The organism is Frateuria terrea, from assembly GCF_900115705.1.
Classification (GTDB): domain Bacteria; phylum Pseudomonadota; class Gammaproteobacteria; order Xanthomonadales; family Rhodanobacteraceae; genus Frateuria_A; species Frateuria_A terrea.
This window is the reverse complement of the sequence record NZ_FOXL01000004.1, coordinates 32999-54494: the sequence shown is the minus strand read 5'-3', so window position 1 is coordinate 54494 and position 21496 is coordinate 32999. Positions and strand designations below refer to the sequence as shown.

Below are 21496 nucleotides of genomic sequence, written 5' to 3'. Positions count from 1 at the left end.
AAACTCCATGGACACCCCGCGACGCGTTTCCCTCTGGTACCTGCTGATACCGCTGATCATCCTGGTCGGTACGCAGCTGATGCTCCCCCCGCTGCAGGACGACTCCATTGCCTACAGCCAGTTCCGCGCCGCCCTGGCCGCGGGGCGGATCGAGCGTGTGCAGGTCGGGCGCGACGAGATCAGCGGGACGTTCAAGCCGGCCCGGCCCGGTACGGCAGGTCGCCGGTTCACCACGGTCCCTGTCGAACCGCGGCTTGCCGATACGCTGGCTGCCGCCAGGGTGGAATTCAGCGCTGAGCCGCCTCCCGGTTCCTACGATCGCGTGCTGCCGTGGCTGGTTGGCGGGCTGGTGCTTTCCGGCCTGTGGCTGTGGTCGATGGGAAGAGCGACCAGCGGCAGTCCGACCTCCGGCCTGATGAGCGTGGGCAAGAGCAAGGCCAAGGTGTACCTGGAGCGCGGCACCGGCGTCACCTTCGCCGACGTGGCCGGCGAGGACGAGGCCAAGGACGAACTGAAGGAGGTCATCAGCTTCCTGCGCAACCCCAAGCAGTACGGCCGCCTGGGTGCGCGCATGCCCAAGGGCATCCTGCTGGTGGGGCCGCCGGGCACCGGCAAGACGCTGCTGGCCCGTGCGGTCGCCGGCGAGGCCGGCGTGCCGTTCTTCTCGATCAGCGGCTCGGAATTCGTGGAGCTGTTCGTCGGCGTGGGCGCGGCGCGCGTGCGCGACCTGTTCGAGCAGGCGCGGGCGCAGGCGCCATGCATCATCTTCATCGACGAACTGGACGCGGTCGGCCGCGCACGCGGCGCGTCCCTGCCGACCGGCGGGCACGACGAGAAGGAACAGACGCTCAACCAGCTGCTCAAGGAAATGGACGGCTTCGACCCCAGCGCTGGCGTGGTGCTGCTTGCCGCGACCAACCGGCCGGAGATCCTCGACCCGGCCCTGCTCCGCGCCGGGCGCTTCGACCGCCAGATCCTGGTCGACCGTCCGGACAAGCGCGAGCGCGTGGCGATCCTGCGCGTGCACCTTGCCAGACTGGTGCTCGGCAAGGACGTGAACGTCGAGGAGATCGCTGCCCTGACCACCGGCTTCAGCGGCGCGGACCTTGCCAACCTCGCCAACGAAGCGGCGCTGCTCGCCACTCGCCGGGGCGCCCAGGACGTCGGCATGGATGACCTGACCGATGCGCTCGAACGCGTGGTCGCCGGACTGGAAAAGCACAGTCGCGTGCTCAGTGCCAGGGAGCGGCGCATCGTCGCATTCCACGAGGTCGGGCATGCGCTGGTCTCGATCGAGCTGTCGGGCGATACCAAGGTGCAGAAGCTCTCCATCGTGCCGCGCGGCATCGGCGCGCTCGGCTACACGATCGAGCGGCCGACCGAAGACCGCTTCCTGATGCAGCGGCAGGAGATCACGCAGCGCCTGGCGATGTTGCTGGGCGGGCGCGCGGCCGAACTGATGATCTTCGGCGAAGCATCCACCGGCGCAGCCGACGACCTGGCCAAGGCGACCGGACTTGCACGCGCCATGGTCACGCACCATGGCATGGCCGCCGAGCTGGGCACGGTCAGCTACGAAACCGACGCCACGCCCATGCTGGGCACTCCCGCCGATGCCTGGCAACCACGGCGCTATGCCGAGGTCACCGCGGCGGCGATCGATCGTGCGGTACGCCAGCTGCTCGACGAGGCCTTGCTCACGGCGACCGACGTACTGCGCCACCATCGCGTCGGGCTGGAAGCGGCGGCGGAACAACTGCTCCTGCACGAAACACTCAGTGGCGACCAGCTGAAAGCCCTCGTGCAACAGGCCGACCGGCCGACGGACGTGCCGCCAGCTGCAAGCTCCCTGCAGGCCATGCGCGCGGCTGGCCGCGGCTGACTCCAGGTGACAAATCAAGGGCGCCCGCCAGGGGCGCCCTTTTCCGCCAGCATCCGGGCAGTCAGCCGACCTTGATCCGCCGCTGGTGGCCGTCTTCCTTCTTGGGCAGGTGCAGGCTCAGCACGCCGTTTTCGTAACGGGCATTTGCCTTGGCGTCGTCCACATCGGTGGGCAGGCTGAACGAACGGAACACCCGGCCGTAGTAGCGCTCCGTACGCACCTCGCGGCCACCGTTCTTCCTTTCCGATTCGCGACGGGCTTCGGCGGTAATGGACACCTGGTTGCCGTCGACCGTGACGTCGATGTCCTCCTTGCGTACGCCAGGCAGATCGGCGTCGATGTCGTAGGCTTCCTCGCTCTCGTTGACGTCGATGCGGATTTCCGGCGCCACGTCCAGATCACGGAACATCGGACGCAAACCGAAAGTGCGGAAGAGGTCGTCGAAATCGGCGGTGTCGCCCCGTGCGAGCGACTTCATGGGATTCCAGCGGGCGAGCATGGTCATGATGGCAAGCCTCCAATAGGGGTTGGGGAGAAGGCCCCGGGGCAGCACACCCGCTGGGCCGACTTCGACCCTACCCCGCCCGGGCGCCCACGGTTTGATCGACGTCAATCCGACCGCGCCACGCCGCACCGGGCCCGGCCGGGCCGGACCGAACGGGAACACGTTCAACGGAGCAGCGCCAACAGGATCTCCAGGCTGATGAGTGCAATGATGATGACCTCCAGCAGCCCCGCGCGGCTGGCAGCGGCCTCGTCGTAGAGCGCCGCGTAGGTGTCCCGGACGATCGCCAGCTTGCGGTCCACGGCCTGGTTCAGGGGCTCGACCTGCAGCAACTCGAGCGCGGCCGTGTAGGCACGGGCGAGATGCGTGCTGCCGGCAAGCTGCATGCTGGCATCCAGCCTGCCGGTCAGCTCGCTCACTTCCGCCACCAGGGTGTAGAGCCGACGTGCCAGGTTCGCCATGCGCCGGGGCGCGAGCAGATCGAAGCGCCGGCGGCTGCGGGCGACGAGGGCATACATGCGCGGCAGTTCGGCATCGAGCAGAGCGTCGTAATAGCGCAGTTCGAGCAGACGGGCATGGGCTGCCTCCAGCACTTCGGCCATGCCCGGGGTGGAACCGGGGCGGTAGACGAAGCTGCGCAGGCGACCGAGCGCCACCAGGTCATCGGCATGGTGCGAAAAGCAGTGCCTGAGCAGGTGCTGCCTCGTCCGTGCGGACAAGGGAAAGGGGTCGCCGGCCAGGAACCGGGGAAGATCCAGTTGCGTCGGCAACGAGGAGACCTCCGGCGACGCCGCGAACGCGTCCACTTCCACTATCAGGTGCTGCTCCGCCAGCGGCAGCCCCTCGCCATCGCGGAACGCCAGGCCGGTGGTTGCAAGCAGCCTGTGCGTGATCGTGTCCCAGGCCCGCACGACCGGATCGGGCAGCGTCTCGGGGGCGAGTGGCTCGACCTGCGCCAACACGGCGTCCCATTCCAGGTGCACCACCTCGCAGGTGAGCGCCAGTGCGACCACGCCGAAATCGTAGATACGCGCCATCGCCCTGCCCTCGATGCCCACGCCTGCGAGAGCGACCGTGCCGAGGTCGATGGCTACGGCGGGCAGGCCCGCCGTCAGGCGTGGCGCGTGCCCACCGGCTGCCGATGCGGGCCTGGCACGGATGTGCCGCAGGTCGATCGCATCGGCGATGTCGATCAGCCGCTGCAGGATGACGCGGCCCGATCGCACTTCGAGGGGGTCTGGGCTCATGGCAGAGGGCGTGGGAGGACGACACGATCGTCGCCTACGTCATCGCAGCTCCTTTGACATGCATCAAAGTGGCCCGGCGGCGAGGACGTACGGTTCCGGACGAGCGACGCGGTGTGCCATGGACGGCCCCGCGCCGTTCGCCGGAGTTGCCATGCCAGACGACCTCCCCCTCCCCCAGCAGGCGACCACCGCGCGCACCTTGCCGGCTCGCCCGGCTCGGCGCCACCACCTGCTCGCCTGGCTCATGGGAATCGTGCTCGTGCTTGCCTTGGCCGGGCTGTCGACATGGTGGATGCTGCCGCCGCGCGTGACGGTGGTGCACGCGCATCGGGGCCTGGCCGTCGAGGCGGTGTATGCCACCGGCACGGTGGAGCCCACCATCATGCTGCCGATCGCCGCGCGCATCACGGCGCGCCTGGTCGAACTGGACGTGGACGAAGGCGCGCGCGTGCGCGCCGGCCAGCAACTGGCCCGGCTGGAGGACACCGACCTGGCCAGCAACCTGGCTCAGTTGCGCTCACAGGAAGCGTTCGCGCAGGCCGAGTATCGCCGCTATGCCGCCCTGCTTCCGCGGGGCGTGATCGCGCGCACGCAGTACGACAAGGCCCGCTCGGACTGGCTGGCGACGCGCTCGGCCGCCGACCGTGCCGCCGCCGAGCTGCGCTACGCCCGCCTGCTGGCACCCACGGCAGGCACGGTGATCCGCCGCGATGGCGAGATCGGCCAGCTGATGACACCGGGCAGCACCGTGTTCTGGCTGGCCGTCGACTCGCCGCCACGGGTGACCGCCGACGTCGACGAGGAAGACATCGCGCGGGTGAGTCCCGGGCAGGCGGTGCTGATCCGCGCCGATGCCTTTCCCGGCCTGGTGTTCCAGGGTCGGGTGCACAGCGTCACGCCCAAGGGCGATCCGACCGGTCGAAGCTACCGCGTGCGCATCGCGATCGACGGGTCCACGCCGCTGCGCGTGGGCATGACCGCCGAGGTCAACATCATCGTGCGCCGCCATGCCGATGCCCTGCTGTTGCCCGACGGCGCGGTTGCCGGTGACCGCGTCTGGGTCGTGCGCGGCGACCGGTTGCAGGCGCGCCCGGTCGAGGTCGGCATCCGCGGCGAACGGCAGGTGGAAATCACCAGCGGCCTGTCGACGGACGACGCGGTCGTGGCCGCACCGTCCGAGGGCCTGCGCGCAGATGCGAAGGTGCGCGTGGCTGATGGCGGGGCACGCCGGTGATCCGCCTGCTCGTCGACGTCGCCGCGCGACACCTGCTGGCACGCCGGCGGCAGAGCATCGTCTCGCTGCTGGGCGTGGTGCTGGGCGTGTCCTTCTTCCTGTCGATCTCGGCGATGATGCGAGGCTCCGAGCAGGACATCATCCACCGGCTGGTCGACAACGCGCCGCACATCACCATCGAGGACGACTACCGCAATCCGACCCTGCAACCGGTGAGCCAGCTGTTCCCGGACGCCGCCGTGCAGCTGCGCCACGTGGTCCCGCAGACCGAGACACGCGGCATCCGCGGCTATGCGCAGATCCTCGACTTCCTGCGCCGCACGCCGGGCCTGCGCGCGTCGGCAGTGCTGAGCGGCCAGGCGCTGGCCAGCTTCGCCGGCAAGGACCGCGCGATCGGCCTCTACGGCATCGTCGCCAGCGAGTACGCGCAGGTCTCCACGATCCGCCGCTACATGGTGCGCGGCTCGCTGGACGAGTTGGAGGCCAACCCCAATGGCATCGTCATCGGCGACGAGCTGGCGCGGCGGATGAGCCTGTCGATGGGCGACAACCTGCGCATCGCCAGCACCACCGGGCAGGTGCGCACGTTCAAGATCATCGGGCTGTTCCACACGGGCCGCTCCGATTTCGACGCGGGCCAGGCGTTCGTCGCGCTCAAGCGCGTGCAGTCGATGCTCGATCGTCCCAACCGCATCAACACCATCGTGATCAAGCTGGCCGATCCCAACGCCGCGCGCACCGAGGCGGCGCGTATCGAGCAGCGCGTGCGCTACAAGACGGTGTCCTGGCAGGAACGGTCCGAAGACCTGATGAGCGCCCTGGCGATCCGCAGCGTCATCATGTACGCCGTGGTCGGTGCTGTGCTGGTGGTGGCCGCGTTCGGCATCTACAACGTGATCTCCACGGTGGTGCTGGAGAAGCAGCGGGACATCGCGATCCTGCGCGCCATGGGCTTTCAGGCGCGCGACATCGAGGGCATGTTCCTCGCCCAGGGCGCGCTGATCGGCGCGGTCGGCAACGTGTTCGGGATCGGGCTGGGCTGCGGGCTGATGGCCGGGCTGATGCGCATCCATTTCCGCGTCCCGGGCAGCACCGACGTCAATTACCTGGCGATCGACTGGAGCCTGTTCCAGTTTGTCCTGGCCGGCGGCGTGGCGATGCTGGCGGCGATGATCGCGGCCTACCTGCCGGCGCGTCGCGCGGCCAAGGTCGAGCCGGTCGACGTGCTGCGCGGGGGCACGTGATGGCCGAGGCGATCCGGCTGGAGCACGTGACGCGCCGGCTGGAGGGCGAGGTGCCGGTGACGCTGGTGAGCGACGCCAGCCTGCGCATCGATGGCGGCGAGTGTGTGGCGATCACCGGTCCGTCCGGCTCGGGCAAGTCGTCGCTGCTCTACCTGATGGGCCTGCTCGACCTGCCGAGCGAGGGGCGGGTCTGGCTCGGTGGCGCCGACACGGCCGGGTACGGCGAGGTCGAGCGCTCCGAGGCGCGGCTGCGCACGATCGGCTTCGTGTTCCAGTCGCACTTCCTGCTGCCGGAATTCAGCGCCTGCGAGAACGTGATGCTGCCGATGCGCCGGCTGGGCGCCTACGACGACGCAACGATCCGCGAGCGGGCGCGTGTGCTGCTCGGCGGGCTGGGCCTGGAAGACCAGCGCGACAAGGGGCCGCGCCAGCTTTCCGGCGGCCAGAGCCAGCGCGTGGCGATCGCCCGTGCGCTGGCCAACGATCCGATGCTGGTGCTGGCCGACGAACCGACCGGCAACCTGGACAGCGTCGCCAGCCGCAACGTGCAACGAACCGTCCTGGCCCTGGCGCACGAGCAAGGACGCGCGGTCGCGGTGGTCACGCACGATCCCGACTTCGCCGCGCAGGCGGACCGGCGCGTCCGCATCGTCGACGGGCGCATCCAGCCCTAGCTGGCCAGCCGTCCCGTTTCACGCCCGGCCGCCGGCTTCCTGCGTGGAGCGCGCACGGCCCCGCCCAGCCAGCAGCCGAACCAGTCGCAGGCCAGCTTCGACGCCGCATCGAGTGCACCGGGCTCGGGGAACAGGTGGGTGGCGCCGGGCACCACCACCAGTTCGTTCTTGCCGGGAATGCGCTTCTGCGCGGCGCGGTTGAGTGCCTGGATCTGCTTGTCCTCGCCACCCACGATCAGCAACGTCGGCGCGGTGACGCGGGCAAGCGTGCCCGGCCCGGCCAGATCCGGCCGGCCGCTGCGCGATACCACCGCGGCGATGTCCCGTGGCCGGGACGCGGCCACGGCCAAAGCGGCACTGGTGCCCGTGCTGGCGCCGAACAGACCGAGCGGCAGCTGGCCCAGCACCGGATCGTTGCGGACCTGCGCCACCACCGCGGCGAGCCGGTCGGCCAATGCCGCGATATCGAAAACGGACGCCCGCGATTGTTCCTCCTCGGGCGTCAGCAGATCGACCAACAAGGTGGCCAGGCCCGCCTGTTGCAGCCATTGCGCAACGCTGCGGTTGCGCGGGCTTTGCCGGCCGCTGCCGCTGCCGTGCGCGAAGACCACCAGTCCACGCGCATGAGGCGGTACGGCCAGGTCACCCGGCAAGCGCACGTCCGGCAGCATGAAGGCGACCGGCTCGGGGGCGGGCAATCCGGCGGCGACCCTGGGCGGGGCGGACAGCAGCCGCAGCACGTCCAGGTCGTCGACCGGCTGGAAGTCGGCGTAGAACGCCCCGACCGCGCGGAAATGCGCCGGCGCGTGCAGGCACACCACCTCGTCGGCCAGCTCGTTCAGCCCTTCCAGGCTGGACGGCGCGGCCACCGGCACGGCCACGACCAGCAACGCGGGACGCTGCTGGCGTACCGCTTCCAGCGCAGCGCGCATGGAGGCACCCGTTGCCAGGCCATCATCGACCACGATCACCACGCGCCCGGTGGGGCTGGCCGCATGGCGGCCGGGACTGTAGATGGCGCGGCGCTTGCGGATGATCGCCAGTTGGCGCGCGGTCTCCGCGCGCACGTAGCTCATGCCCACGCTGTTGAGGCAGCAATCGGTGTTGAGCTCGATGCGGCCCTGCTCATCGACCGCGCCGATGGCGACCTCGCAGTTGGCCGGCGAGCCGAGCTTGCGCACCAGCACCACGTCCAGGTCGCCGTCCAGCGCATCGGCGACGATGCGTCCGATCGGAACCCCCCCGCGGGGAATGGCGAGCACGAGGGGGCGTTGGCCGCGGAAACCGGCCAACGCCTCGGCCAGTTGCCGGGCCGCGTCGGCGCGGTCGCTGTAGCGCCTGCTGCCGGATGTCGGAAAAACGTTCATGAGGTTCTCCAGGGCCGCGCCGCGCAATGCGCGGCAGCTTGCGATTCGCCGGGCTCAACCGAGCACGAAACTGACCCGCATGCACACGCGCCAGGCGGTGATCCTGCCGTCGGGTCCGGTCACCACCTTGGTTTCGCTGATCCAGGCGCCGGTGATGCCGTCGAGCGTGCGGGCGGCCCGCTCCAGGCCCTGCTGCACGGCGTCCTCCACGCTGGAGGGCGATTCGGAAATGATCTCGATGACCTTGACGACGCTGCTCATGGCGCTTTCTCCGGCGATGAGGAATACCGGCGCGGGCTCCGTCCCGAGCGGGGCATCCCACCCTAAGCCGGCGGGACGCGGGATCCTTGATCCCGGTCAAGAAGTGGGCGGCTTCAGTTGCGCGGCAATGGAACGCCCGCCGGATCGAGCACGCGCACGTCCACCTCGACGCCCTGGCGCACGCTGCCGGTGACCACGCAGAAGTCCTCGAACTGGGCCAGCGCCCGATCCAGGTGCTGCAGCGACGCGGCCGCGTCGGCCAGTTGCAGGTCCACCTCGATGCGCGGCACGCGCCAGCGCCCGCCCGCGTTGCGCGCCACCGTCGCGCGCGCCTTGGCGGCGATCGGCGCCGGCCCGTTGCCGAACTTGCGCAGCGCGAACAGCAGGCTCGCCGCCAGGCAGTTGGCGACCGCTGTTGCGAGCAGGCGCGACGGATTGGGGCCATGGCCCTGCCCCAGCGGCGGCGGCTCGTCGGTCACCAGTTCGCCGAACGTGGCGCCGTCGAAGCGCACGTTGAATTCATAGTTGCCCACCTGGCGCAGGCTGACCTCGACCGTCTGCGTTTCGCTCACGTTGCGTCTCCTTCGGATGCCGGCGCGCGGTGCGCCAGCCATGCGTAGTAGAGCAGCGGAATGACCAGCAGCGTAAGCACCGTGGAGACCATGATGCCGAAGATCAGCGATACCGCCAGGCCCTGGAAGATCGGGTCGTCGATGATGAAGAAGCCGCCGACCATCGCCGCCACGCCGGTCAGCGCGATCGGCTTGGCGCGTACCGCCGCCGCTTCGACCACCGCCTCGCCCAGCGGCCGGCCGGCGGCCAGCGCGTGGTTGATGAAGTCGATCAGCAGGATCGAGTTGCGCACGATGATGCCGGCCAGCGCAATCATGCCGATCATGGAGGTGGCGGTGTACTGCGCGCCGAGCAGCGCGTGCCCGGGCATCACGCCGATCACGGTCAGCGGGATGGGCGCCATGATGATCAGCGGCACCACGTAGCTCTTGAACTGGCCGACCACCAGCAGGTAGATCAGCAGCAGGCCGACCGAGTAGGCCAGGCCCATGTCGCGGAAGGTCTCGTAGGTGATCTGCCACTCGCCGTCCCATTTCACCGAGGGCGCGCTGGCGTCCTCCGGCTGCGCAATGTAGTGCTGCTGCAGGCGTGCCCCGGCGACGTCCTCGTGGCGCAGCGCGCCGACCAGGCTGAACATGCCGTACAGCGGGCTGTCGGTGGCGCCCGCGTCGTCGCCGGTAACGAAGGCGTAGGGCAGCAGGTCCTTGTGGTAGATCGCCTGCTCCCAGGCGGCCGGGCGCACGCTCACCACCTCGGACAAGGGTACCAGCGCCCCGCCCTGGGCGCGCACGCGCAAGGCAAGCAGCTGCGGCAGCGAGGCCTGGTCGCCGGCCGGCAGGCGCAGGCGCACCGGTACCGCATACCTGGCGTGGCTGTCCATCAGGTAGGTGGCGTCCTCGCCCGAGAGCGCGGCGCGCAGTGCCTGCGCGATGCCCGCCTGGTCGAGCCCGAGGCGGGCGGCGCGTTCGCGGTCGACCACCATCACCTCGCGCGTGGCGGCGGCCTCGACGCTGGTGTCGATGTCCACCACGTCGGGATTCGCCTTGAAGCGCCGCTCCAGGCCCAGCGCGGTGCGGCGCACCGTGTCGTAGTCGGGCCCGTAGACCTCCGCGACGATGGGCGCGAGTACCGGCGGACCGGGCGGCACCTCGACGATCTTCACCGATGCGCCGTAGCGCGAGCCGATCGCCGCCAGCGTCGGGCGGATCGCCAGCGCGATCGCGTGGCTCTGCCGGTGGCGCAGCGACTTATCCACCAGGTTGACCTGCAGGTCGCCCACGTCCGGCCCGCTGCGCAGGTAGTACTGGCGCACCAGCCCGTTGAAGGTGATCGGCGCAGCCGTGCCGGCGTAGCCCTGCCAGTTGGCGATCTCCGGCAGCGTCGACACCGCCTGGGCCAGCTCGCCGAGCACGCGGTTGGTGCGCTCCAGCGTGCTGCCCTCGGGCATGTCGACCACCACCTGGAACTCCGACTTGTTGTCGAACGGCAGCATCTTGAGGATCACCGCCTTGACTACCACCAGAGCGACCGCGGCGAGCACCAGCACGCCCATCGCCGCGAACAGCAGGCGCCGCCGGCGGCGGGCCCGCTCGCCCGCGATGAACGGCGTCATCACCCGGTCGAACGCGCGATGCAGACGGCTCCCGGCGGGCACGTGCGGACCTGCCTTCGCGTGCGCAGGGTGGCGCAGCAGCTTGAGCGCCAGCCACGGGGTGACGATCAGCGCCACCGCCAGCGACAGCAGCATGCCCGCCGAGGCGTTGATCGGGATCGGCCGCATGTAGGGCCCCATCAGGCCGGACACGAACGCCATCGGCAGCAGCGCGGCGATGACGGTGAAGGTCGCCAGGATGGTCGGGCCGCCCACCTCGCCGACCGCCTCGGGGATGGCCTCGCGCAAGGTACGCCCGCCCAGCGCCATGTGCCGGTGGATGTTCTCCACCACCACGATCGCATCGTCGACCAGGATGCCGATCGAGAAGATCAGCGCGAACAGCGACACGCGGTTGATGGTGAAGCCCATCGCCCACGAGGCGAACAGAGTGAGCATCAGGGTGATGACCACCGCGCTGCCCACCACGATCGCCTCGCGCCAGCCCAGCGCGAACAGCACCAGCAGGACCACCGACCCGGTCGCGAAGATCAGCTTGTGGATCAGCTTGTCGGCCTTGTTCGTGGCGGTCTGGCCGTAGTCGCGGGTGACCGTGACGTGCACGTCGGCGGGGATCACCACGTTGCGCAACGCGGCGAGCCGTGCACCGATCGCGGTGGTGATGTCGGCGGCGTTGCTGCCGGGTTTCTTGGCCACCGCGATCGTCACCGCCGGCGCATTGCCGGCCGGGCCGCCCTTGCCTGCCGGTGCGCCGAACCAGGCGTAGCGGCTGGGCAGGTCGGCGCCGGCGTGGATGCGCGCCACGTCGGACAGGAACACCGGTTGGCCGTGCCGCAGGCCGATCACCAGGTTGGCCACGTCCCCGGCGTTGGCCAGGAAGGTGCCCGCGGTGACGGGCACGTCGCGGTCGCCCGCGACGCGGTCGCCGGCCTGGGCCACGACGTTGGCGGCCTTGAGCGCCCCGGCGAGGTCGCCCACCGCCATGCCGTAGGCGGCCAGCCGCGCCGCATCCAGCTCGACCACCACCGCCCGCGTCGGCGCGCCGATGGTGTAGACGTCGCGCGTGCCGGCCACGCGCTTGAGCTCGGTCTCCAGCGTATGGGCGACCTCGCCCAGCCGCGTCGGGTTCTGTGCCGGCGAATCGCTCCACAGCGTCAGCGCCATCACCGGCACGTCGTCGATGCCCATCGGGCGGATCAGCGGCGGCCCGACGCCCAGTCCGGGCGGCACGAAGTCCTGGTTCTGGAACACCTGGTTGTACAGCCGCACGATCGCGCTCTGGCGCGGCACGCCGACCTGGAACTCGACGGTGAACACCGCCATGCCCGGCCGGCTGATCGAATAGACGTGCTTGATGCCTTCGATCTCCGAGAGCTTCTGCTCCAGCGGGAAGGCGACCAGGTTCTCCACGTCCCGCACGTCGGCGCCGGGGAACGGCACCATCACGTTGGCCATGGTCACGTCGATCTGCGGTTCTTCCTCGCGCGGCGTGATGATGGCGGCGGCCAGGCCCAGCAGCAGCGCGGCCAGCGCCAGGATCGGCGTCAGCGGGGAAGCCTGGAAGGCGCGAGCGATGCGGCCGGAGAAACCGAGGCCCGGTCCGCTCATGGCGCCGCTTCGCCGCGATGCGCGCCGATCCAGCGCGCGGCCGCGGCCGGATCGACCGCGATGCGCTCGCCGTCGTCCAGTCCGGCGATCACTTCCACGGCGGCGCCGTAGCGTGCTCCGGTGCGCACCTGGCGCAACTGCGGCGCACCCTGCCCCAGCACGTAGATGCCCTGCAGCTCGCCACGCTGCACCAGCGCGGAGGCCGGCACCAGCAGACGGCGCTCGCGGCCGACGGCGAAGGCGACCTTCACCGTCATGCCCGGATACAGGCCGGTGTTCTCGCCCGGCAGCTCCAGCCGCACGCTGAAGGTGTGCGTGTCGGGATCGGCATAGGGAAACACCGTCAGCCGCGTCGCGGCGACGCGGTGCGCGCCATCGTCGAGCAGCACCTCGGCATGGTCCTGGCGCCGGATCGCCGCCACCGCGCTCTGCGGCACCTGCACCGTCACGCGCAGGTCCGTGAGCGACACGCCGGCCATCAGCGGCTGCCCCGGCTGCACCGATTCGCCGATCTGCACGAAGCGCCGCGTGACGATGCCGGCGTAGGGGGCACGCACCACGGTGTAGTCCAGTTGCTGGCCGACCTCGCGCATCTGCGCCTGGGCAGCCTGCAGCGTGGCCAGGGCGGCGTCGCGGCGCGCGCGTTCCTGGTCGAGCTGCTGGCGCGCGACCAGGCCGCGCGCGGCGATCGCTGCGACGCGCGCGTACGACGCGTTGGCCTCGTCATAGGCGGCCTGCGCGGCGGCGATCTGCGCCTGCGCGCGGGTATGCGCGGATTTCTGCTCGACGTCGGTGAAGCGCACGATCACCGCTCCTTGGGGCACAGTGTCGTTCACGTCGTAGGGCAGCTCGACCACGCGCCCGGCCGTCTGCGCCGAGACGGTGGCCTGGTGGACCGCCTCGACCACGCCATCCCACGCCTGCTCGCGCGAAGCGTCCTGCAGGCGCACGACACGGCTGTCGAGGTCCATCGCCACCGCTGTGCGGGGGGGCGGCGCCTCGCTGCCACAGCACCCCGCCAGCAGCACGACGCCGAGCGCCAGCCCGGGCAGCCGATGGCACCGCATCAGCGGGCCTCGTCGATCATCCGGCGCATCTGCGTCTCGACCTCGTTGGCGATGGGCTGCAGTACGGGGTCGTCCGACAGCATGCGCAGCAGGTGGTCCGGCTCGATCATGCCGATGCTGGTCTGCCCGCCTCCGGTATAGACCGAGATGCGGCACGGCAGCGCCATGTTCAGGCGCATGTCCGCCTGCATGACCTGGGCGGCCTGCCGCGGATTGCAGATCTCGAACACCTTGCACTCGCGTTCGAACGGCACGCCCTTGCTGCGCAGCGTGGCGCCGATGTCATGCACGTGCAGCACGCCGAAGCCGTTGCGGCGCACGGCCGCGTCCAGGTCTTCGGCGGCCTGCGCGAAAGTCTTGCGGGATTCGACGATGTAGTACACGGCAGACGTCCTTCAGCGACGGGCGGGAAAGGCGCAGCCAGGTTCGAGGCCCATGGCCTCGAGGATCCGTGCCAGCGGGCAGAAACCGGTGAAGGCCGACTGCAGGAGGTTGGCGCCGACGAATGCGGCGAGCCAGAACCAGGCCGGCGCCACCCACCAGCCCAGCGCGAGGGAGAGCAGCACCATGCTCCCGGCGAAAGCCATGACGATGCGATCGATGTTCATGGCAGGTCTCCCTGGGCATGCTTCACGGGCGGCTTGAGCCGCTCGATGCCGAGCAGCTTGAGCACGTACTTCTCGTACACCGGCTCGGTGTTGCCGCTGCGGATCTTGTGCAGGTAGTACTTCTCGAAGGCGAGCTTGGCCAGGTGCACCCACTTGCCCTCCTTCGCCCAGGTGACGTTGCGCGGCGGGATCTGCGGCAGCGCTACGAACGCGGCTCCCGTGTCGCCCATGTCGGCCAGGCACACCGCGTTCCAGGTCGCGCGGGCGTCGGGCTGGCGACCGGCGATCTCCTCGCGCAGGTTGTGCGCGATGGCGGTAACCATCGACTCGATCATGAAACCGGTCTTGGGCGCGCCGGTGGGTACCGGCGTTACCTCGACGGGCGGGATCGCGACGCACACGCCCGCGGCGAAGATGTTGCGGAAGCGCGGGTTGCGCTGGTGCTCGTCGATCAGGATGAAGCCGCGCGGGTTGGTCAATCCTTCGATGCCGCGTACCGCGTCCACGCCGGTGAACGCCGGCAGCAGCATGGCGTAGGTGAACGGCAGCTCGCTCTCGCCTTCGGGCTCGCCCCTGGCGTCGAGCTCCTGCAGGCGGAGCTTGCCGGCCTCGGCGCCGAGCACCTTGGCATTGGCGATCCAGCGAATGCCCCGCTGGCGGAACTCGTGTTCCATCAACGTCTTCGAATCGCCTACGCCACCCAGCCCCATGTGGCCGGCGTACGGCTCGGGCGTGACGTAGGTGATCGGCACGCGGTCGCGCAGCCTGCGCCGGCGCAGGTCGGCATCCACCAGCATGGCGAACTCGTAGGCGGGCCCGAAACAGCTTGCACCCGGCGCCGCGCCGACTACCACCGGACCCGGGCTGCCGAGGAACTTCTGGTAGGCCTCCCATGCCAGCTGCGCATGCTCGGCGGTGCAGATCGACTGGGTGTGGCCCTCCGGCCCGAGCCCCGGCACTTCGTCGAAGGCCAGGCGCGGCCCAGTGGTGACCACCAGATAGTCGTAGTCGAGCGTCCGGCCGTCGCGCAGCTGCAACCGGCTCTCGGCCGCGAGCACCTTCTGCGCCGGCACGTCGATGAAACCGATGCCGTGGCGCTCCAGCGGTGCGGCGAGCTCGAAGCCGATGTCCTCGCGTTTGCGCGTGCCCAGCGCCAGCCAGGGATTGGATGGCGTGAAGTTGAAGCGCGGCCCGTCGCCGACGAGGGTGACGGTGTGCCCACTGCCCAGTGCGGCATGAATTTCGTAGGCGGCGGCGGTTCCACCCAAACCGGCGCCCAGGACGATGATGTTGGCCATGGATGTCGCTCCTGTGGAGTGCCCGGTCATGCTCCGGCTTCATGCGTCGCGCCCGTTGACCCTGATCAAGGTCAACTTATATTAGTCATTACTAATATTATGTACAGCTAATATTCAAGCCTGCTAAAGTCCAGGCGAACCGGACCCCGCCATGCCCAACGAACCGCGACCCGATCTCTCCGCCATGCACGAGCGAGCCGACGAGGCTGCACGCCTGCTCAAGGCACTGGGCAACCCACAGCGCCTGCGGGTGCTGTGCCTGCTGGTGGAAGGCGAGCGTTCGGTCGGCGAGATCCACAAGGACCTGCCGGACCTGAGCCAGTCAGCCCTGTCGCAGCACCTGGCGCGGCTGCGCGAGGAAGGCCTGGTGCGCACGCGGCGCGAGGCCCAGTCGATCCACTATGCACTCGAGCCGGGACCGGCACGGGCGGTGATCGAGGTCCTGCACGCCGCCTACTGCCGGCCCTCGCGGCGTGGGGCCGCCGCCATTAAGCGGGGCGCGCGGTCGGGCTGACTCGGGCATCCGTCCAGGTGATCTGAACTTGATCCCGGTCAAATGCGGCCTTACGCAGCCGCGCATGCTGCGTACGAATCCCGCAGGGGCGCGCGGCATGACCGAGCTGATCGTCAACGTGGCGGAACCGGAGCGGGAGGCGCCGCTGATCGACTATGCGTTCTCCCTCGCCCGCCAGTGGCGCGCCTGGCTGACAGGGCTGTGCGTGGTGCCGGTGGATGCGCTGGTCATGGCGCTGCCCGACTCGCTCGGCGTCCTGGCGAGCGAGGAGCGCGATGCGCTTGCCGACGACGCATGGTGGCAGGCGCGCTGCCGGAAGGCCGCCGTTGCCGGTAGCTGGGAGGTCGTGTGCGGTGTCTACCGCAAGGTCGTGGCCGAGCGTGCCAGCCTGGCGAACCTCGTCATCGGGCGCCTGCCCGGATGGCCGGCCAGCCTGCAGGATGCCTCGCGCCGGCTCGCCGAGACGCTGGTCCACGGCGGCTGCCCGATCATCGTGGTGCCGGACGACTGGATCGCCCGGCCGGCGCTCGGGCACGTGCTGCTGGCCTGGAACGGCAGCGCCCCGTCCGCCCGCGCCGCGCGTGCGGCGCTGCCGCTGCTGCACATGGCCCATCGGGTGACCGTCCTGGATGGCACGCAGGGCGCCGGCAAGACCGCCGCCCCGCTGCGCGAATGGCTGGCCCGGCAGGACGTGCAATGCGATTGGCAGCCGTTCAAGCCCAGGGCAGACGTGGGCGAAGCCATTCACCAGGAAGCCGACCGCCTGTGCGTCGACCTGCTGGTGCAGGGCGCCTGGGGCCGCCGGCGGACCAGCGAGCGGCTGCTGGGCGGTGCGACGCGACACTCGTTGCGTCACAGCCGTGTCCCGCTCCTGCTCGCGCCCTAGCCCCGGTCATGAAGGGACGTCCATCATGAAGATCCTGCTGCCTGTCGACGGGAGCCCGAGCAGCCATCGCGCCGTCCGCTACGTCATCCGCCACTGGAATGGCATGCCGGTGGCGGGGCGCCCGCAGCTGGTCCTGCTGCACGTGGATCCGGCGCTCAGCGCCGGGGTGACCCGTTACCTGAGTGCGAACGACGTGAGCCGGTTCCATTCGACCAACGCGAGTGCGGCCCTGCGCACCGCCCGGCGCACATTGGCCCGGGCCAACCAGCTGTTCGACGAGATGCACGAGATCGGCGACCCGGCCTCGGTGATCATCCAGCTGGCCTCCCGCCTCAAGTGCGACCTGGTGGCGATGGGCTCGCATGGCTGGGGCGCGCTGCTCAGCCTGGTGCTCGGCTCGGTGGTGGTGAAGGTGCTGGCCCATTCGCGCGTGCCGGTGCTGGTGGTGCGCTAGAGGACCTTACCGGCGATGGCCGACAGCGCCTCGGCGACGCGGGCGCTGACGTCGATGGCGGCCACCTCGCCGGGCACCGTATTGGTGGTCACCAGTCGCGCGATCCCGGCACCATGCAGTGCATCGAGCGACTTGCGGCCAAGCAGTCCATGCACGACCACCGCGACGGGCGCCGGTTGCACCAGTTGCTCGCGCACGCCCCTGGCCGTGTCGATGAGGGTCTGTCCCGAGGCGATGATGTCGTCCAGCAGCACCGGCGTGTGGCCACGCCAGCGCGCCAGCGACGGCAGCCGCACGCTGACGGCGCGATCGCCGTGCCGCTGCTTGCGCGCCACCACGCAGGGCACGTCGAGCCGGTCGGCCACCGCCTGCACCCATTGCGCGCTCTCCCCATCCGGACCCACCAGCAGGGGCAGGCGCACGTTCGCGCCAATCCATGCCGCCAGATCCGGCGCCGTGCGGACGACAACCGTGCGGCAGGCGAACACGTCCGCCAGGTCGCGGATGCGGTGCAGGTGTGGATCGACCGTCACCACCCAGTCGAAGGCACCACCGAGCAAGCCGCCGATGACCCGCGCCGACACCGCTTCGCCCGGACGGAACCGCTGGTCCTGGCGCATGTAGGCGAGGTAAGGCGCGAGCAGCCCGACCTGCGTGGCGCCGAGTTCCCGCGCGGTGTTCGCCGCGGCGAGCAGCGGGAACAGCTTGGCATCGGGCCGGTGCAGCGAGCACGCCAGCGCCACTGCGCCGTGCGGCGGCGTCACCAGCCGCACACGCGACTCGCCGTCGGGAAAGCGATGCAGTTCCAGCTCGCCACGCTGCCAGCCCGCATGCCGGCGCACGGCCCGGGCAAAGGCCGCGTTGCCGGGCAACGCGTAGAGCATGCTCATGGGGCGGGACCAATGCGGACGATGTCGGGATGCCGGGCGACGTATTCCATGGCGTAGGCCACTTCGCCGGGACTCTGCGCATGCAGGGTGAAGAGCGGCTGCTCGCGGACCACCGGGGCGCCCACGCGCACGTCGACGGTCAGGCCGGCCAGCGGGGAAAAGGGAGCGCCCGCGAGTTTGGCCGCCTGCGCCAGGCGCCGGTTGTCGATGCCCTCGACCTTGCCGGACGTGCTCGCCACCACCGGATGCCGGTACGGCGCAAGGCCAGGAGTACGCAGGCCGCCCTGGGCCTCGCAGATCGCCTGGAACTGGCGCCAGGCCTGCCCGGTGTCCAGACACTCGCGCGCCAGCGCAAGCGACGTGTCGGCCCCGGCGCGCCCCGCCGTTTCGAGCACGACGGCCGCAAGCGCCAGTGCACGCTCGCGCAGGTCCAGCGGCTGTGACGGCAGGTTCTGCATGACGGCCAGCACGTCACGCGCTTCCAGTGCCGGCCCCACGCCACGCCCGACCGGCTGCAGGCCGTCGGTCCGCAATACCGTCAGCCCGAGGCCGAAGCGGGCAGCCACCGCGAGCAGCATCTGCTCGAGCATCCCGGCCTGGCGCGGTTCACGCACCTTGGCGGTCGGGCCGACCGGCATGTCGATCACTACGTGCGTCGAGCCGGCGGCGATCTTCTTGGACAGGATCGAAGCGACCAGTTGCCCGGGACTGTCGATGTCCAGCGCACGCTCGATGTGGATCAGCGTGTCGTCCACCGGCGCCAGGTTGATCGCCCCGCCCCACACGATGCACCCGCCCGTACGCTCGACCGTGCGGCGCATCCGCTCGATGTCCAGGTCCACCGGCGTCAGCACCGCCATGGTGTCCGCTGTTCCCGCGGGGGAAGTGATCGCCCGCGAGGAGGTCTTGGGCATGGTCAGGCCCAGTGCGGTGGCGATGGCGACCACGATCGGCGTGGTGCGGTTGCCCGGGAGGCCGCCGACGCAGTGCTTGTCCACCACGACCGGGACCGGCCAGCGAAGCCGGGTACCGGTGTCGACCATCGCACCGGTCAGCGCGACCACCTCGTCCAGCGCCAGATGGTCGCCGCTGCAGCCGGCGATGAACGCAGCCATTTCGATGTTCGAGTAACGCTGCGCCGCGATGTCGGTGACGATCGCGCGCAATTCGGCCTCGGACAAGGTCCGTCCGTAGAGTTTGGCGCGGACGCTCGGCAACGACTCGACACTCGGCGGGTGGGACAGGCTCACGCGCTCATGCGTGGTGGGTTGCAGGTGTAACCACACCGATTCGGACAAGCCGATCTCGTCAGCCGCCAGCGCGCCGCCTTGCACGATCGCAAGCGTGGCCATCACGCGGCGGCTGCCCACGCTCAACTGCAGCCGCGAGTGCGGCCCGAAGCCCTCGCCGTGGCATGCCGGAGCCCCATGCAGGAGATAGACCACGTGCTCGCCACCGGTATCAATGCCCATGCGGCGCGGGCGCAGCCGTTCGGGCGGGAACGGCAGATCAGGCAATGGCACGGCGGGCACGGGGCCTCCTAGAGATAGGCACGATCGAGCGTCGGCTGGACGTTGAGCGTCTGGTTGACGCGGTCGGCCAGCGCCGCGAGCGCCACCAGCACGTCGTCCGTGCTCACGATGCCGACCAGCGCGCCCGACGGGTCGACCAACGGCAGCCGACGGACGCCGCGCTCCTGCATCGTGTCCACGATCTCGTCGAGGGTGGCCTCCGGATGGCAGCACAGCAAGGGCGCCGACATGATGCACTCGATCGCCGTGGTGGCCGGATCGAAGTGCGCGGCAATGCCCCGGGTGACCAGGTCCCGGTCGGTGACGATGCCCACCGGCAGGGTGCGGCCATCCTCTCCGCGAGTGACCACGATGCTGCCGGCCTGGTGCCTGCGCATGATGCCGGCCGCCTCGGTCACGGTCATGGAAGCATCAGCCTGGATCACACGCCGGGTACCGATGTCGACAGCGCGCATGGCGGCTCCTGTCAGTGGCTGCTGGCATCCGCAGGATCGGCCACTCGTGCGGAGAACGGTTGACCAGGATCAACTGGACGACCGCCTGCGTTACTACCCTTCGCCTGCATGTCACCGCCTGGCGGGAGGGAGCCATGAACAAGACGTGGGTACTGGTCGCCGACAGCGTGAAGGCGCGTCTCTTCGAGTTCGAAAGGTCCAACGATCCGTGGGCCGAAACGGCCTGCTTCATCAATCCCTATGCCGATACCGGCCCGGCCCCCGAGCGACCGGCGCGGGTCCACGAAAGCATGGGACCGGCCCGCCACGCCATTGAGCCGCACACCCGTCGCAAGGATGCCTCCAACGCGCGCTTTGCTTCGATGCTGGCGCTCACGTTGCGCAAGGCACACGAGGAGCGGCGCTTCGAGACGCTCGTCATTGCCGCGGCCCCACGCTTTCTGGGCGCGCTGCACGGGCAGATGGACAAGGCGCTGCAGCACTGCGTGAGCCGGGAGATCAGGCGCAATCTGACAGGCGTGGACAGCGCCGGCATCCGGGAGTACCTGCTTCACTAGCGGCCCCGGCCCGAGGCGCAGCGGGATACCGGTAAGCAACCTCCCGGACCGCAAGGCTCAGTGCGCAAGAAGGATGGGCCGGTCGATATGGCTGAGCAGCGCCTGGGTCAGGCGACTGCGTCCCAGCGCGGTCGTCCAGTGGCGACCGTACGCGCCCATCACCAGCAGGTCGGCGCCCATACGATTGGCCTTGTCGGCGATCGTCGCTTCGCGATGGTGCGAAGGGTCTAGCGATTCCCACTGTGCCGGCACGCCCTGCCTGGCCATCCACGCAAGCAGCGGCAGCGGCGAGGGAGTGATGCCCGGCAGGCAGGCCTGCTCACCGTCGAGCACGTGGACATCCGTGGCCTGGGTCAGCAGGGGCAGCGCCGCATGGATCGCCGTGGCTGCCTCGGCCGAGCCGTTCCAGGCCACCAGGATGCGCGTGCCCATGGCCCCTCTCCAGCTCGAGGGCACCAGCAGGAGCGGGCCTGCCGCCTGTACCAGCGCCCGGTCAGGCTCGGGTGAGTGCACGTCGCGCGCGCCGCCTGCGCTGGACACTTCGAGGCACACCAGGTCGGCCAGCCGCGAGCGCTTGGCAATCGCGGGAGCGACGTCGCCGCGAAGCACTTCCCAGTCTCCCTCCACGCCCTGCCTCTCACATTGTCCCAGCCACCAGTCCCGACGTGCCCGCGCGCTCTGTTCCTCCGCCTCGAGCAAAGTCGTTTCGAAGGACAGCGCCACCGGCGGCTGCAACGGAAGCACCTGGAAACCACAGGCGAACGCTTTCACGCGCTTGGCGAGCGCCAGCGTCGTCTCGATGAAGGGGTTCCCCGCGTGGGGACCGGCATCGACAAGCAGCTCGAACATCTGGGGGCCTCGGTCCGGAGGACGGGGTACCAGCGTGGCGCGGCACGTACCCAGGCTTGTTGACGCGGATCAATCCGGGCGTTTTGACGTCTACTTAATCAAGTTCGCGCGGGGTATATTTATTGGTATAAAAGGGAAGGTTTTGCCCAGGAGTGGGCGTTTGTTGCTTTCGGCGCGCT

22 protein-coding genes are annotated in these 21496 nt (G+C 69.9%); 8 read left to right on the top strand and 14 right to left on the bottom strand.

Annotated features, from left to right (window positions below; genetic code table 11):
- Positions 1-7 precede the first annotated feature (7 nt).
- The gene (gene ftsH, locus BMZ38_RS06925; protein ID WP_091335787.1) at positions 8-1882 is read left to right on the top strand and encodes an ATP-dependent zinc metalloprotease FtsH; all 1875 of its coding nucleotides are present in this window, start codon (positions 8-10) and stop codon (positions 1880-1882) included.
- 61 nt (positions 1883-1943) lie between these two features.
- Here the strand turns inward: ftsH and BMZ38_RS06920 are convergent, their stop codons facing one another.
- Complete coding sequence (locus tag BMZ38_RS06920) at positions 1944-2387, bottom strand: Hsp20/alpha crystallin family protein (protein WP_175483726.1); 444 nt, start codon at positions 2385-2387, stop codon at positions 1944-1946.
- A 164-nt stretch (positions 2388-2551) separates the two neighbouring features.
- Positions 2552-3634, bottom strand: coding sequence for a hypothetical protein (locus BMZ38_RS06915; RefSeq protein WP_175483727.1), 1083 nt, complete (start codon positions 3632-3634; stop codon positions 2552-2554).
- Between the two features lie 151 nt (positions 3635-3785).
- Here BMZ38_RS06915 and BMZ38_RS06910 point away from each other — a divergent pair, with 151 nt between their 5' ends.
- From BMZ38_RS06910 to BMZ38_RS06900, 3 genes are read left to right on the top strand one after another with little or no spacing between them, the layout of a single operon-like run.
- A complete protein-coding gene (locus BMZ38_RS06910; protein WP_175483728.1) occupies positions 3786-4868 on the top strand; it encodes an efflux RND transporter periplasmic adaptor subunit in 1083 nt (360 codons plus the stop codon).
- Positions 4865-6112, top strand: a complete 1248-nt coding sequence (locus tag BMZ38_RS06905) for an ABC transporter permease (protein ID WP_217638739.1) — start codon at positions 4865-4867, stop codon at positions 6110-6112. The genes BMZ38_RS06910 and BMZ38_RS06905 overlap by 4 nt, the downstream gene beginning before the upstream one ends.
- The gene (locus tag BMZ38_RS06900; protein WP_091335779.1) at positions 6112-6786 is read left to right on the top strand and encodes an ABC transporter ATP-binding protein; all 675 of its coding nucleotides are present in this window, start codon (positions 6112-6114) and stop codon (positions 6784-6786) included. Before BMZ38_RS06905 ends, BMZ38_RS06900 begins: the two co-directional genes overlap by 1 nt.
- On the opposite strand, the gene BMZ38_RS06895 is transcribed toward BMZ38_RS06900, so the two are convergent.
- The 8 genes from BMZ38_RS06895 to BMZ38_RS06860 form a co-directional block, all read right to left on the bottom strand.
- Positions 6783-8153, bottom strand: a complete 1371-nt coding sequence (locus BMZ38_RS06895) for an alpha/beta family hydrolase (RefSeq protein ID WP_091335776.1) — start codon at positions 8151-8153, stop codon at positions 6783-6785. The genes BMZ38_RS06900 and BMZ38_RS06895 overlap by 4 nt on opposite strands.
- A 54-nt stretch (positions 8154-8207) precedes the next feature.
- A complete protein-coding gene (locus BMZ38_RS06890) occupies positions 8208-8414 on the bottom strand; it encodes a dodecin family protein (RefSeq protein WP_091335775.1) in 207 nt (68 codons plus the stop codon).
- Between the two features lie 113 nt (positions 8415-8527).
- Positions 8528-8986: an OsmC family protein gene (locus BMZ38_RS06885; RefSeq protein ID WP_245747224.1), complete on the bottom strand. Its 459-nt coding sequence runs from the start codon at positions 8984-8986 to the stop codon at positions 8528-8530.
- A complete protein-coding gene (locus BMZ38_RS06880; RefSeq protein WP_091335771.1) occupies positions 8983-12207 on the bottom strand; it encodes an efflux RND transporter permease subunit in 3225 nt (1074 codons plus the stop codon). The genes BMZ38_RS06885 and BMZ38_RS06880 overlap by 4 nt, the downstream gene beginning before the upstream one ends.
- Positions 12204-13274, bottom strand: a complete 1071-nt coding sequence (locus tag BMZ38_RS06875) for an efflux RND transporter periplasmic adaptor subunit (protein WP_091335770.1) — start codon at positions 13272-13274, stop codon at positions 12204-12206. Before BMZ38_RS06875 ends, BMZ38_RS06880 begins: the two co-directional genes overlap by 4 nt.
- Positions 13274-13657 carry a DUF302 domain-containing protein gene (locus tag BMZ38_RS06870; RefSeq protein WP_091335768.1) on the bottom strand — a complete coding sequence of 128 codons (384 nt, stop codon included), beginning with the start codon at positions 13655-13657 and terminating at the stop codon, positions 13274-13276. Before BMZ38_RS06870 ends, BMZ38_RS06875 begins: the two co-directional genes overlap by 1 nt.
- A gap of 12 nt (positions 13658-13669) precedes the next feature.
- The gene (locus tag BMZ38_RS06865) at positions 13670-13882 is read right to left on the bottom strand and encodes a YgaP family membrane protein (protein ID WP_091335766.1); all 213 of its coding nucleotides are present in this window, start codon (positions 13880-13882) and stop codon (positions 13670-13672) included.
- Positions 13879-15180 (bottom strand): NAD(P)/FAD-dependent oxidoreductase, encoded by a 1302-nt coding sequence (locus BMZ38_RS06860; RefSeq protein WP_091335764.1) that lies wholly within the window; start codon positions 15178-15180, stop codon positions 13879-13881. The genes BMZ38_RS06865 and BMZ38_RS06860 overlap by 4 nt, the downstream gene beginning before the upstream one ends.
- 151 nt (positions 15181-15331) lie before the next feature.
- Here BMZ38_RS06860 and BMZ38_RS06855 point away from each other — a divergent pair, with 151 nt between their 5' ends.
- The 3 genes from BMZ38_RS06855 (at position 15332) to BMZ38_RS17500 (ending at position 17034) form a co-directional block, all read left to right on the top strand.
- Positions 15332-15694 carry an ArsR/SmtB family transcription factor gene (locus BMZ38_RS06855; protein ID WP_245747225.1) on the top strand — a complete coding sequence of 121 codons (363 nt, stop codon included), beginning with the start codon at positions 15332-15334 and terminating at the stop codon, positions 15692-15694.
- 64 nt (positions 15695-15758) lie between these two features.
- Entirely contained in the window at positions 15759-16580 is an 822-nt protein-coding gene (locus BMZ38_RS17505; RefSeq protein ID WP_139202419.1) for a universal stress protein, read from the top strand.
- A gap of 25 nt (positions 16581-16605) precedes the next feature.
- On the top strand, positions 16606-17034 hold the full coding sequence (locus BMZ38_RS17500) for a universal stress protein (RefSeq protein WP_139202420.1): 429 nt from the start codon (positions 16606-16608) through the stop codon (positions 17032-17034).
- Here BMZ38_RS17500 and BMZ38_RS06845 read toward each other — a convergent pair.
- Genes BMZ38_RS06845 through BMZ38_RS06835 form a run of 3 tightly spaced genes read right to left on the bottom strand, consistent with a single transcriptional unit; the run spans position 17031 to position 19911 of the window.
- Positions 17031-17924: a ribose-phosphate diphosphokinase gene (locus BMZ38_RS06845; RefSeq protein ID WP_091335759.1), complete on the bottom strand. Its 894-nt coding sequence runs from the start codon at positions 17922-17924 to the stop codon at positions 17031-17033. The two genes, BMZ38_RS17500 and BMZ38_RS06845, sit on opposite strands and share 4 nt — an antisense overlap.
- A complete protein-coding gene (locus BMZ38_RS06840) occupies positions 17921-19456 on the bottom strand; it encodes a thymidine phosphorylase family protein (protein ID WP_245747226.1) in 1536 nt (511 codons plus the stop codon). Before BMZ38_RS06840 ends, BMZ38_RS06845 begins: the two co-directional genes overlap by 4 nt.
- Before the next feature lie 8 nt (positions 19457-19464).
- Positions 19465-19911: a CBS domain-containing protein gene (locus BMZ38_RS06835; RefSeq protein WP_091335757.1), complete on the bottom strand. Its 447-nt coding sequence runs from the start codon at positions 19909-19911 to the stop codon at positions 19465-19467.
- Between the two features lie 59 nt (positions 19912-19970).
- Between BMZ38_RS06835 and BMZ38_RS06830 the strand changes: the two genes are divergently transcribed.
- Complete coding sequence (locus BMZ38_RS06830) at positions 19971-20468, top strand: host attachment protein (RefSeq protein ID WP_139202421.1); 498 nt, start codon at positions 19971-19973, stop codon at positions 20466-20468.
- A 57-nt stretch (positions 20469-20525) separates the two neighbouring features.
- Here the strand turns inward: BMZ38_RS06830 and BMZ38_RS06825 are convergent, their stop codons facing one another.
- Positions 20526-21317 (bottom strand): universal stress protein, encoded by a 792-nt coding sequence (locus BMZ38_RS06825; RefSeq protein ID WP_091335752.1) that lies wholly within the window; start codon positions 21315-21317, stop codon positions 20526-20528.
- Positions 21318-21496 lie beyond the last annotated feature (179 nt).

Coding starts and splice junctions, on each gene's coding strand:
- ftsH (WP_091335787.1), top strand. CDS start 8: ATGGACACCCCGCGACGCGTTTCCCTCTGGTACCTGCTGATACCGCTG.
- BMZ38_RS06920 (WP_175483726.1), bottom strand. CDS start 2,387: ATGACCATGCTCGCCCGCTGGAATCCCATGAAGTCGCTCGCACGGGGC.
- BMZ38_RS06915 (WP_175483727.1), bottom strand. CDS start 3,634: ATGAGCCCAGACCCCCTCGAAGTGCGATCGGGCCGCGTCATCCTGCAG.
- BMZ38_RS06910 (WP_175483728.1), top strand. CDS start 3,786: ATGCCAGACGACCTCCCCCTCCCCCAGCAGGCGACCACCGCGCGCACC.
- BMZ38_RS06900 (WP_091335779.1), top strand. CDS start 6,112: ATGGCCGAGGCGATCCGGCTGGAGCACGTGACGCGCCGGCTGGAGGGC.
- BMZ38_RS06895 (WP_091335776.1), bottom strand. CDS start 8,153: ATGAACGTTTTTCCGACATCCGGCAGCAGGCGCTACAGCGACCGCGCC.
- BMZ38_RS06890 (WP_091335775.1), bottom strand. CDS start 8,414: ATGAGCAGCGTCGTCAAGGTCATCGAGATCATTTCCGAATCGCCCTCC.
- BMZ38_RS06880 (WP_091335771.1), bottom strand. CDS start 12,207: ATGAGCGGACCGGGCCTCGGTTTCTCCGGCCGCATCGCTCGCGCCTTC.
- BMZ38_RS06875 (WP_091335770.1), bottom strand. CDS start 13,274: ATGCGGTGCCATCGGCTGCCCGGGCTGGCGCTCGGCGTCGTGCTGCTG.
- BMZ38_RS06865 (WP_091335766.1), bottom strand. CDS start 13,882: ATGAACATCGATCGCATCGTCATGGCTTTCGCCGGGAGCATGGTGCTG.
- BMZ38_RS06860 (WP_091335764.1), bottom strand. CDS start 15,180: ATGGCCAACATCATCGTCCTGGGCGCCGGTTTGGGTGGAACCGCCGCC.
- BMZ38_RS06855 (WP_245747225.1), top strand. CDS start 15,332: ATGCCCAACGAACCGCGACCCGATCTCTCCGCCATGCACGAGCGAGCC.
- BMZ38_RS17505 (WP_139202419.1), top strand. CDS start 15,759: ATGCTGCGTACGAATCCCGCAGGGGCGCGCGGCATGACCGAGCTGATC.
- BMZ38_RS17500 (WP_139202420.1), top strand. CDS start 16,606: ATGAAGATCCTGCTGCCTGTCGACGGGAGCCCGAGCAGCCATCGCGCC.
- BMZ38_RS06845 (WP_091335759.1), bottom strand. CDS start 17,924: ATGAGCATGCTCTACGCGTTGCCCGGCAACGCGGCCTTTGCCCGGGCC.
- BMZ38_RS06835 (WP_091335757.1), bottom strand. CDS start 19,911: ATGCGCGCTGTCGACATCGGTACCCGGCGTGTGATCCAGGCTGATGCT.
- BMZ38_RS06825 (WP_091335752.1), bottom strand. CDS start 21,317: ATGTTCGAGCTGCTTGTCGATGCCGGTCCCCACGCGGGGAACCCCTTC.